We start from the raw sequence: 12650 nt of genomic DNA on the forward strand, positions 1-12650 counted from the left end.
TCAGACGCGCTCCAGCAAAAGCGCATCCTCAATCGACACGGCAAGCGTATGCATGCCGTCAACCGTCAGCGAGTCCTCGTGCCACCCATCGAGATCGATGACACGCGTATTGGCGGGAGCCGCCTGTCCCCAGCCGAACAGGAGCTTCTTGGCGCGCGGATGGTTGGCCTGGCTGCGAAAGAGCAGAAGCTCACCGCTGGGGCGGGCGCGATAAGCACGGGCCGCACGCACCAGGAACTCGGTCACCCGCGTATTGGCACTTTCTTCAGCCGTCGGCTGCGCAGCGCCCATGCCGAACTTCTCCATCAGCCAGAGCGTGGCATTGAACTCTTTGAGGAAAGCGACAGGCTTGATGCGCCCCGACAGCAGCTTGTGCACGAAATAGCCGACCCGCTTGTACCGTCTTTCCGCATTCCAGAAGCGTTGGCGCAGCTTTGGTTGTGAGCGGAAATAGCCGGGCGCCCAGGCATCGATAATGGCGGTGAAAGCCACATCGACCCCGGCTTTGCGCAATTGCCGCGCGACTTCCACGGCCAGGACGCCATTGACGCACAGGCCGACAATCGCAACCGGACCATGACGTTTGTCGATCTGCATGGCCTCGATGGCCTTGGCTGCAATCTCCTCGAGTGAGGCCTCTGATTCCGTTTCCTCCAGGGAGGCGCCGAACATGTTGACATTGTGCACCGAGATCGCATCATCGAGGGTGTTGGCCAGCCGATAGTAGAGAAACGGATGGTTCAAGGTGTAGACCGTGCCGGAACCGGTTCCGGTCTTGTAGGTGTTGACCTCCCAGGAAATGCCGGGTGAAGGTTTGGCTGGCACGGTGTCGGCCGCGATGCCGCCGAACAGCGCTTGCGTAAAGCCTTTCAGGGTCGGCTCCTTGAACAGCAGGGCAAGCTCTGGCTTGATCCCGAATGTGTCTCTGACAGTCGAGAGCATGCGCAACGCAAGCAGGGAATGACCGCCCAGCGCAAAGAAATTCCCGTCCGGTTCGACCTTTGCGACGTCCAGGACATCGGCCCAGATCTCGCCCATACGCAAGATGCGGTCAGACGCAGACAGAGCCGCCGGATCTTCCGGAGCAAATGTCGTTCCGTCGTCAGCAGCGATTTGCGGCTGTTTGCGGGCGATATTAATCACCGGGGCGTCAGGTGCGCGCGTTTCGGACTTACCGGGCCGCTCAAGCGCAGTCCCTGATGACAGAGGCGCCGTGGGATTGCTCAATGCCTGCTCGTAGACATCCTGCCACATCTGCAGCAGGCGCTCGATTGTGCTCTTTTCAAACAGATCCGTGTTGTATTCGACCGACATGCGCCAGCCGGACGGACGCCCGACCATGCCGAAGCTGATGTCGTAGATGACGCCGGGGGACTGCGATGGAGCGCTGATCAGCTCGAAGTCGCCATAGTGGCGATCTTCCAGGAAAGCCTTGGAAAGATTGAAGTTCACCGAGATCAACGGGTTGCGCGACGGATCGCGGACCGGATTGACGAATTCGACCAGCTTGTTGAACGGCATGCGCTGGTGATTGACAGCCGCCGTCACCGTTTCGGTCGCGGTGCGAAGGTGTTCCTCGAACGTTGATTGCGGCTGCACCGGCAAGCGCAAGACCATATTGTTGATGAAAACACCGATCATCGGCTCCAGGTCCGACTGTTCGCGCCCGGCGATCTGCGTTCCGAAGAGAATGTCCTCGGCGCCGGTGAACCGATGGAGGACAGAACTGACCACGGCAACGCCGTAGGCATAGAGCGATACCTTGTGATCCCTCGCCGCCTTTTCAATCCGCTCGCCGAATTCCAGTCCCTTGACCGCCGACAGGATGTTGCCGTTCGTGCTCTTGACCAGCGATCGCGGATGATCGCTCACCAGTTCGAAATAGGGCGCGCCGACCAGTTTCTCCTTCCAGAAGGTCTTTTCCGTCTCGAAGCCATAACTCGACAGATATTCCTGCTGCCACAAGGCAAAATCACCGTACTGCAGCGGCAATTCCGGCAAGTCCGGCACCCTGCCGGCATCGATCGCCGAAGCGATCTCGCCAAGCTCGCGCCCCAGCACACGGATGGACCAGCCATCAAAGCAGGTCTGATGGGCCGTGATCAGGATGAACGCACGATTGTTCTCGACCATCAAGAGCGCGACGCGGAAGAGCCCGCCTTTGCCGAGGTCGAAGGGGGCCGACGCGGTCTCCTCGCCGATCGACAGGATACGCTGCTCGCGTTGATCCGCCGGCATGTTGCGCAGGTCGATCACCGACATCTTGAAATCAACGGCATCAAGCACCTGCTGATAGGGGCTGCCGCGCCGTTCGACGAAACGTGTCCGCAGGATTTCGTGACGCTGGATGATCTTGCGAAAAGCCGCCTCGATCGTTGCCGTCTTGAATGCTCCGCGGATTTCCCACCGGATGGCGACGTTGAGCGCCGGGTTTCCCGGCTGCAGCTGGTCGAGGACCCAGCATCGCAATTGGGTTTGCGTGCAGGGAAATTCGCCGATCACGTTTGCGTCTGTCGCGGACAAAGCGGTCGTATTTTCAATCTGGTTCATCACAGGCTCTCGATCCGGCGACGGGCGCCGTTGCGGAAATCGGAAAGAGACGGGATCTGATAGGTGACGGCGACAGCCGGAGTGTCCTCCTGCGCTTCCGCATAGGCTGCCAGTTCGGCGATGGAAGGATGGCGAAGCAGATGCTTGGCCTCCAGCGGCAGTCCGGCATCCAGCATCCGGGCCGCGATGCGGAAGATCACCAGCGAGTCAGCGCCCAGCGAATAGAGATTATCCTCGACCCCCAAGGTCTCGACATCGAGCACACCCTTCCAGATCCCCCAGAGCTTTTCCTCCATGGGTGTCCGCGGCTTGATCTTCACAACGGCCTGGGCCGCGTCGCTGCGGCGAATATCACGTGCTTCCAGAGTCTTGCGGTCGAGCTTGCCGTTTGCGGTCTGCGGCAATTCGGTTTCCAGGGACCAGATGCTTGGAACCATGTAGGCGGGCAATTGCGCCCGGACCCTGGTGGCCAGTTGCAGGCTGTCTGCCGCCGGCGTAGCGGGCTCGGCGACGAAATAGCACACAAGGACAAGATCGCCCTTGCCATTGCGCGCGCCGACCACCGCGCATTGGCGCATGCCCGGCACCTGGGAAATCACCGACTCGATGTCGCCTAGTTCGATGCGGAAGCCGCGAAGTTTGATCTGGTTGTCTCGCCGTCCCAGCAGTTGCAGGGAGCCATCCACCAGCCGCTTGCCAAGGTCACCGGTCTTGTACAGGCGCTGAGCGGTGCCAGTGCCTATATCGCGCTGGACGAATGCAGCCTCGGTCAGGTCCGGCCGCTCGAAATAGCGTTGCGCCAGACCATCGCCGCCGATGTAGAGCTCGCCGGTGACACCCACCGGGCAAAGACGCCCATCCGCACCGAGGATGTGCAATTGGGTATTGGCAATCGGGTGCCCGATCGTGATCGGCGTGTCTTCATCGGCAATCTGCGCCACGGAAGACCAGATCGTCGTTTCGGTCGGACCATACATGTTCCACAACGCGCCCTGCATGGCAGCCAGCGTGCGGGCCAGCGCCTTCGGCAGGGCTTCGCCGCCGCAGAGCTTCTTCAGCGGCACCGAGCCGTCCAGGCCGGCCTCGACCAGCATCTGCCACAGCGTCGGCGTTGCCTGAAGGACGGTTGCGCCACTCTCCTTGATCAGGCGGACCAGCCCAAAGCCGTCCTCCACCTGGGCGCGGTCGGCAATCACCACCTGTCCGCCGGCGATCAGCGGCAGATAGAGTTCAAGGCCGGCGATATCGAAGGATATCGTCGTGACGGCAACCAGGACGTCCTCCGACGTGAAGCCGGGCTCTCGCGCCATCGACTGGAGAAAATTCATCAGGGCGCGGTGCGAAATCGCCACGCCCTTTGGCGTGCCCGTCGAGCCCGAGGTAAAGATCACATAGGCTGTCGTCTCGGTATCGGTTGGCAGGGTTTCGAGTGCCGAGCCGGAATGGCTCGCGATTGCATCTGCATCCTTGTCGAGACGGATAACGGTGACGCTCTCCGCTGCAAGTCCAGCACCAAGCTCGCTGTCACAAACCAAGGCCGTCGGCCGTGCCGTTGTCAGCGTCTGGCGCAACCGTGTTTCGGGATGACCCGGATCGAGCGGAACATAGGCGTGCCCGGCCTTCATGATGCCGATCAATGCGACCAGCATATCGAGCGAACGATCGGCCAGCAGCGCGATACGTTCCCCCTGCCCCGGGACAAGCGAGCGGACATGACGCGCGAACTGGTTCGAGCGCTTCTCAAGCTCGCCATAGCTCATCGCCTGGCTGCCGTGACGGGCCGCAACCGTGTCTGGAAACTGCCTGGCATTGTCCGAGAACAGCGAGAATGCGAACCGGTCGCGGTCATAGTCCGCGGCACTCTGATTGAGCCCTTCAGCCAGCCACGTAGTTTCATCGGCTGACAGCAGAGCCAGCGATGCGACCGGACGCTGCATGTCTTGTGCAAGTGCCGTGACGAGCGTGGCCAGATGGCCGATCCAGCGATCCACGGTGGCGCGATCCAGGACGTCGGCATTGTAGTCGACATCGATCCGAATACCGTCGACCCCCTCGATCATGTTGAGGAACATGTCGAAGTTTGAAAATGCCTTGGGGTTCGGCACGATCTTCGCATCGAGACCGGCAAATTCCGCATTTGCGGCGACCCGCTCGAGATTGAACTGAATCCCGGTCAGCGGCAGGCGGCGGGGATCGCGCTTGACACCCAGCGTCTTGACCAGCGTACCATAGGTGTAGTCCTGATGCTCGAAGGCCTTCAGGACGAGCTGTTGCGTCGCCTTCAGGTGGTCTTCAAACGAGTCGGACGCATCGACCATCTGGCGCAGCGGCAGGAGGTTGACGCAATGGCCGACCAGGATCTTATCTTCCAGCAGGCTCTGGCCGGCCGAAGGAATGGCGATCACCACATCGGGTTCGCCTGAAAGACGGGCCAGCATGACCTGAAGCGCAGCCAGCATGGTGGAAAAGAGCGTGGCACCGGATCGGGCACCGCGTTTCTTGATCTGCTTGCACACATCGGCGGAAATCATCGCGGTGCAGGTACCACCGGCAAAGCTCTTGTGATCAGGATGCGGCCTGTCGAATGGCATATCCGCGGGCTCGGGCAGAACCTTGTACTGCTCCTGCCAGAAACGCGCAGTCTCACGGCTGACATCATCCTTGGGCGCAAATTTCGTCGCATAGTCGGCGAAGGACAGTGCAGGTTCGAATTCGGCCGCTTCCCCCCGCAAGGCAGCGGAATAAGCCGCGGACAATTCGTTGATGATCACGTTCAGCGACCAGCCATCGCAGATGATGTGATGTGCCGTAAAGACAAAGACATGCCTGTCTTCACCCAGTCGCACCAGATAGCCTCTGGCAAGAGGTCCATGCACCAGATCGAATGGGGTGACAGCATCCCTTTCGATCAAGGAACCGAGGAGCGCGTCTGAATCGGCATCCTCGGACAGGTCAAGGACCTCGACCGGTAATACAAATTCCGGTGTGAAGCGGAACCGCTCGCCATTGCGATCGAAGCGGATGTGCAAGGCGTCATGGCGATCCACCACGGTTCTCAACGCCGCCAGAAAGGCCTGGCGGTCGAATGTCCCGTCAAGCGACAGCGACAGCGATTCATTGAAGGAGCACGAGGCTTCGTCACCAGCCTGTGCGGCCAGCCAGATTTCCGACTGGGCCTCGGTCAGGGCGGCGCTTTCCGGCCTCTCGGTCTTGACCGGCGCAGCAATCGCCTTGGGTGTGCCGGCAAGTTCGCTCTGGCCTTTCGGCGAGAGAATGCCGACGCATTGAAGGGCGTCGATTGCATCGCGGAATGCCCGCGCAATGGTCTTGAAGTCCTCTTCGGTGTGCGCTGTCGTCAGGAAGCATGGATAGCCGTCCTGGATGTGGATGCCGTTCATCCGGAGATAGGGATAGAACAGGCCGCCAAGCGGATCCTGACTGCTGAAATCGGTGACGAACCAGCTCTTGTAGCCGCGCAGGCTCGGCGCGATGCCGCGCTTGACCAGTTCGGCATTGATTTCCTCGACCAGCGCTTCGGTCCGGGGGGCGACGCGGCTGTAGAGGGCTGAGCCCTCGCCCTTGATGTGATGAAGAACCGCCTTTGCCGCGGCCAGAACGACCGGGTGGCGGACAAACGTTCCGGCAAAGAAGGTCGGAACGACATTCGGCACGGAATCATCGCCATAGGTCCAGTGGCCGCCATCGAGCGCATCCATGAACCGGCTCGTACCGGTAAGCACGCCGATCGGCATTCCGCCGCCAACAACCTTGCCGAAGGTCGCCATGTCGCCCTGGATGCCCCAGATGGCCTGCATGCCGCCCGGATCGACGCGGAAGCCGGTCACGACTTCATCAAACACCAGGGCAAATTCTGCATCAGTGGCGATTTGGCGAAGGCTGCGCACGAATTCCTGCGGGCGCAATTCCGGATGGCGGCTCTGGATCGGCTCGATGATCACCGCGGCCAGATCCTGCGCATTGGCGCGGATCCAGTCGAGGCTTTCGTCACTGCCATAGGGCAGAACCAGCATGTTGCCGACGGAGCCGGACGGAATGCCGGCCGCGATCGGAAGCGCAACGGGTTCCTTCGCGCGCGCCCGTCCCTTGACCAGGACCTCATCGAACTGGCCGTGATAGTCATTGGCAAACACCACGATCCGGTCGCGACCCGTGACCGCGCGCGCAAGCCGCATGGCCGCCATCACTGCTTCCGAACCCGTGTTGCAGAAGGTGACGCGTTCATGGCCGGTCATTTCACTTATCAGTGCGGCGACTTCGCCGGCGAGCGGGGTCTGGGGGCCGATGGCGAAACCGGCATCCATCTGTTCCTTCATCGCATCGACGACGAAGTCAGGAGCGTGGCCGAACGCAGTCTGGCCGAAGCCATTGACGAGATCGATATATTCGTGGCCGTCGATATCCCAGATGCGCGCGCCCTTCGAGCGGTCACTGACGACGGGGAAGGTCATCTCCTTCCACTCGGCGCGGAAACCGGATGCCGTGCGTGGGTCGGCAAGACGCTTGCGGTGCTCCTGTGTATAGGCCTTCGATCCCTTGTTCCTGTTCGAATAGGCAAGGATCAGATCGTTGAGGAAGGCTTCCTTTTCAGGCGACAGTTCGGCCTTCGCCGCAACGGAGCCCTGCTGGTAGCGCCGATAGCGTTCGCCACCGATCTCCGCCGCACTGTCGCTGACAGAAACGGCGTTGGTGGACAGAGCCATCGCCGCGGGCGCACTCGCCGTTGGCTGCTTGGCAACCGGGGCAGCAGCAGCGAGCAAGGCCGGGGCCGCAGTCACCGGAAGGGGCTGAAGAAGGGCCTGGCCACCACCCTGAAGCAGCTGCAACTGCTGGGAAAACAGCGTCTGCGCCAGCGCCAGCTGTGACTGCAGTACCGCTTCCAGGCTGCCATCGACGGCCGCACTGCGTGCGACGGCCGGCAGAGGCGTCGGTGCCGCAACCGGAGCCTGCGCAGCGGGCGCCGGGGTCATTGCCGCGGGCACAACCGGAGGCGCAACGTCCACCGGCGCTGTTTCAGGGGGCAGCGCCTTGTCGAGGTAGCGTGCGAGAGCCGCGATCGACGGAATGTTGCTCAACAGCTCCCGGAAGGAAATCTTCACGCCATACTGCTTGTCGATCTTTTGGGCGAACTGACCGATGAACAGGGAATCAAAGCCGAGTTCGAGGAAACTGTCGTTGCGGTTGCCGGCTTCAAGCACTTCACCAGACATGTCGCTCAGCAGCGTCAGAAGCGACGTCTCCAGTCCGGGGATACGGTCTGCGATGGCGATTGTGCTGATAGCATTCATGGTTTCCACCTCACTGTTTACAGGTAACTCGCTTGTGATTGTCTCGGATGTGGCCGTCACTCGGGCTGGCTGAGCCGCACGGGCGCGACGAGCCGAGGGTGGGGCATCGATCCAGTGTCGCTGACGCTGGAAGGGATAAGTCGGCAGAGGCACCGCGCGCTCGCGGCCGACTGGAAGGTTCGGCCAGGGTAGATCGCTTCCGGCCACCCACATCCGGCCATGCGCTTCCGCCATCACTCTGGGCGCCGCATGGGCATTGTCGTGTTCCGGCAGCGATTGCACGATGGCACTCAGCTCGCTGCGGCCGATCGTCTGGGCGGCAAACACCGACAAGGTCCGACCGGGGCCGACTTCGAGCAGGATCGGGTTCTGGTCTTGGCACAGCGTGATCAGACCGTCAGAAAAGCGAACCGGTTCGCGGCAATGTCTCGACCAATAGTCCGGCGACGATCCAAGCTCGTCATTCTGCCAGCCACCCGTAACGCAGGAGATATAGGGGATGGTTGCCCGGCCATAGGTGACCTTCGCGGCAACATCGCGCAGCTCATCGATGCAGGGCTCCATCATGGCAGAATGGAAGGCATGCGACGTATGCAGCCGGCTAAACGCGATGCCGGCCTTTTCAAGCGCAAAACAGAGTGCCTCGATATCATCCATCGGACCGGAGGCGACGCAGAGTTTCGGCGCGTTGATGGCCGCGATCTCGGCCCCTCCCCGCAGATAGCCGAGCAGCGTCTCCGGCGCCGCGCGAACCGAAAGCATGGCGCCGGGCGCCTGGTTCTGCATCAGCTGGCCACGCGCGGCCACCATTGTCAGCGCGTCTTCGAACGAAATGACATTGGCAAGCGTCGCAGCGACAAATTCCCCGACACTGTGCCCGATCATGGCATCGGGTTTCAGGCCACGGCTCATCCACAACTGAGCCAAAGCGTATTCGACCAGATAGAGGCACGGTTGAGCGATGCGGGTTTCACGCTGTTCCGCTGCCATTGCCGCGCTCACCGGCCCGGTGTGGCAGATGTAGTCACGCACGTCGACGTTGAAGCGCATCTTGAGCAATTCGGTACCGCGGTCTATCCAGCGCGCGAACTCGGGTTCGCTGGCATACAGCGCGGCCCCCATGCCGACATATTGCGAGCCCTGCCCGGGAAACATGAAAACGACCGGTGGCGGCCTGTCTTCCGCAACGCCGCTTACCAGAGTCTCAGCGCGAAGTTGCTCGACAGCGGTCGCAACGGAGGTTACGGCAACGGCAGTTCGTGTCTTGAAATCGTGCCGCCCCTGCTGCAGCGTTCTTGCAACCTGCGACAGCGGCAGACTGTTGTTCTTTTCGAGATAGGCGGCGAGGTTCCGGCGCATATCCGACAGGGCGGCGTCCGACCGTGCGGACAGCGGCAGGATGAACGGTCCGGTGGCTTGGGCAGCATCGACGCGATGAGAGGCTGGTGCCTCTTCGAGGACGAGGTGGATATTCGTGCCGCCGACCCCGAATGCGCTCACGCCTGCCCGCCGCGGCGTATCCGTCTCGGGCCAATCGCGGGTCTCGGTCGGTATATAGAAGTGCGTATCCTGCAGATTGATGCGCGGATTGGGCGACTTGAAATTGGGCATGGCCGGTATCTTGCGATGATGCAATGCCATCGTCGCCTTGATCAGGCCCGACACGCCGGCTGCGGCATCCAGATGGCCGATACTGCCCTTCAGCGAGCCCAGCGCGCAGGTGTCGCTCTTGCCCGTGACTTCCGCAAAAGCCCCTTTCAAACCGGAGAACTCGATCGGATCGCCGAGAGGGGTGGCCGTTCCATGGCATTCGACATATCCGATTGTCGAAGGATCGACACCGGCGCGTGCAATGGCGGCCCCGATCGCCTCTGCCTGGCCTTCGGAACTGGGCGCGGTGAAGCCGATCTTGTCAGATCCGTCATTGTTGATGCCATAGCCCCGGATCACCGAGTAGATCAGGTCGCCATCGTTGATGGCATCCTCGAGGCGCTTCAGCAGGACGACCCCGGCACCACTGCCAAACACGGTCCCGGAGGCCTCGGCATCGAAGGGCCGGCACACGCCATCGCGCGAAACCATGCCGCCTTCCTGGTAGATATAGCCACGCTTTTGCGGCATCGTGATCGACACGCCACCAGCCAGCGCCATGTCGCAACTGTAGGTCAGGAGGTTCTGGCAGGCCTGGGAAACCGCAAGCAGAGAGGTCGAGCAGGCCGATTGCAGCGTGAAGGCGGGACCACGCAAATTGAACTTGTAGGCGATGCGGGTGGCCAGTGCGTCGCCGAGCGAACCAATGAGCTGGTTGTAGCAGCCGATCTGGTAGTTGGACGTCACTTCCTCGACCGCCGCCCTGTCTGCCATCACATTGTTGAGCAGATAGGTGGGCATCGAACAGCCGGCAAACACGCCGACCACACCGGGATTGCGGTAGGGATCGTAGCCGGCGATCTCCAGTGCTTCCCAGCACAGCTCCAGGAATATCCTGTGCTGAGGATCCGTCAGTGCCGCCTCGCGCGCGAACATGCCAAAGAATTCGGCGTCGAACTGGTCAACATCCTCAAGATGGGGACGACAGGCGACATAGTCCGGCGAGGCCCGTTCCTCGTCGGTAAAGCTATCCTCGATCTCGTCTGCGGAAAAGATCCTGAAGGCATTGCCGCCGCGTTCGACGAGCTGCCAGAGGGCATCGACGTCTGAAGCCCCGGGGAAGCGGCCGGACATGCCTATGATCGCAATTCCATCGGGCAGGTTACCGTTGTCCTCGTCCGCGTCCCCCGACTGGTAACGCGCGGACCGATCGTCCTCTCTCATGGAGTGCTCCGTCGAAATTGCGACATCGTTTTTCGTTGAAGGGCGGCGCGCTGGTCGGCGGTCATCGTGCGGGGCGCACTCATGGTTCGGCCATCAAGGAAGCTGGCCATTTCCCGAACCGTCGGATGTTTGAAAAGTGCCAGAACCTCGCAGCGCAGCCCCAGTTCGACTTCCAATCCGGCATGCACCCTCATCAGCTGCAATGATGTACCGCCGAGGTCGAAAAAATTCCTGTCGACCGGAATAGCTTCGAGGCCCAGGGCTTCCCGCCACAAACGGGTCAGAACCTCCTCGCTCCGGCTTTCGGGAACGATGGGTTTTACCCCTTCGATCGGCGGCATCGGCAGCCGCGACCGGTCAATCTTGCCGGCACGCGTCAGGGGGAATTCGGCAAGCACCATGGCAGCGCTCGGTATCATATAGGCCGGCAACGTGTTGCGCAGCCGTTCCATCACCGCAGGCACAAGATTGGAATTGCCGAGGTCCTGCGGGTCGCGCGGCCGCAGATAGGCGATGATCCGCTTGATGCCGCCCGGTTCGCGGCATTCGACCACCGCCTCCAGCAAACGGGGATGACGACGCAGTGCTGCTTCTATTTCTTCCAGCTCGATGCGCTTGCCGTTTATCTTGACCTGTCGGTCCCGACGGCCCCTGAAGTGAAAGAGACCGTCGCCGTCAGCCACACCAAGGTCACCGGTGAGATAGCAGCGCAGCGGACCACCGCTGGTCTCAATCGTGACAAACCGCTCCTTGGTCAGATCTGGGCGCTTGAAATAACCGATGGCAAGGCCGTCGCCGGCAATCGCGATCTGGCCTTCAGTGCCGGCCGGCACCACCTGCATCTCTTCGTCCAGCAGAAAGACATCGGTATGGGCGATGGCGCGACCGATGGGCAGCTCAGCCGCCTCGAAATCCCGCGGCACCGTGTAGGTGGTTGCGATGCAGGCCGCTTCCGTCGGGCCGTAGACATTGGTCAATACACAGTTCGGATAGGCTGCAAGGAAGCGTCGCACATGCGCCGCCGATGCAACTTCGCCACCGAAGATCGCCTGGCGCAGGCTGGGCAGGCCGCCATCGGCATGATCGGCAAACAGATTGAACAGACCCGTGGTGAAATTGATGAAGGTAATGTCGTGCTTGCGCACGAGATCGCGGATATCCGTGAGCGAGAAACTCGTCTTCGGCACGATCACGAGCGTGCTGCCGTTCAGCAGGGTGCCCCAGACGTCGACGGTCGACGCATCGAAGGAAATCGTGGTGGCATGAAGAACCATGTCACCGGGGCGAAAATCGATGAAATTCTGTTCGAGGACCAGGCGTGTGATACCCCGGTGCGAGACCGCAACCCCTTTCGGGCGCCCGGTAGAGCCGGAGGTGTACATGACATAGGCAAGGTCGCCACCATGGACGGCGGGCAGATTTTCGACATCACGCGTGCCGAGCTCCGGAATAAGGCTCGGCAGATCGACAACCCGGCCGCCGGTCGCAGCCAATGCGTCGACATCCGGTCCCTGCCCGGCATCGGTAAAGATCACCTTGGGGCGGCACTCTTCCAGCACATACTGCAGATGGTCGGTCGGATAGGCCGGATCGACGGGCAGGTAGCCGGCGCCGGCCTTGAGGATGGCGAGTTTGGCCACCACGGTCGTCAGTGCCCGTGGGACGAGAAGGCACACCACGTCGCCCTTTTCGACGCCATTGTCGATCAGATAGGCCGCCAATGCGTCCGACAGCCGATCCAGTTCGCGATAGGTCAATCTCGTATCGTCGGAAATGACCGCAATCGTGTCCGGCGCTGAAATGGCATGCTGCCTGACAATCTCGGGAATGCCGCGTGCCTTGTCGTAGCGGACCTTTGCCGGTCCAATTTCCTTTGGCGTCACATCTGCACCATTCTTGCCGTGGACTTCACTCATCGGTTTCCCCTGCCTTGCCACTGCTTGCGCGATCCATGCGGAACCCCATGCCCGCCTGCATCAG

3 protein-coding genes are annotated in these 12650 nt (G+C 61.4%); all 3 read right to left on the minus strand.

What is annotated here, in order from left to right; all coding sequences use genetic code 11:
- The 3 genes from IM739_RS20150 to IM739_RS20160 are packed head-to-tail and all read right to left on the minus strand — an operon-like array spanning position 1 to position 12586.
- The gene (locus IM739_RS20150) at positions 1-2550 is read right to left on the minus strand and encodes a condensation domain-containing protein (protein ID WP_237371587.1); all 2550 of its coding nucleotides are present in this window, start codon (positions 2548-2550) and stop codon (positions 1-3) included.
- Positions 2550-10670: a non-ribosomal peptide synthetase/type I polyketide synthase gene (locus IM739_RS20155; RefSeq protein ID WP_237371588.1), complete on the minus strand. Its 8121-nt coding sequence runs from the start codon at positions 10668-10670 to the stop codon at positions 2550-2552. Before IM739_RS20155 ends, IM739_RS20150 begins: the two co-directional genes overlap by 1 nt.
- Positions 10667-12586 carry a non-ribosomal peptide synthetase gene (locus IM739_RS20160; protein WP_237371589.1) on the minus strand — a complete coding sequence of 640 codons (1920 nt, stop codon included), beginning with the start codon at positions 12584-12586 and terminating at the stop codon, positions 10667-10669. The genes IM739_RS20155 and IM739_RS20160 overlap by 4 nt, the downstream gene beginning before the upstream one ends.
- Positions 12587-12650: the final 64 nt, after the last annotated feature.

This window comes from Rhizobium sp. SL42 (assembly GCF_021729845.1).
Classification (GTDB): domain Bacteria; phylum Pseudomonadota; class Alphaproteobacteria; order Rhizobiales; family Rhizobiaceae; genus Allorhizobium.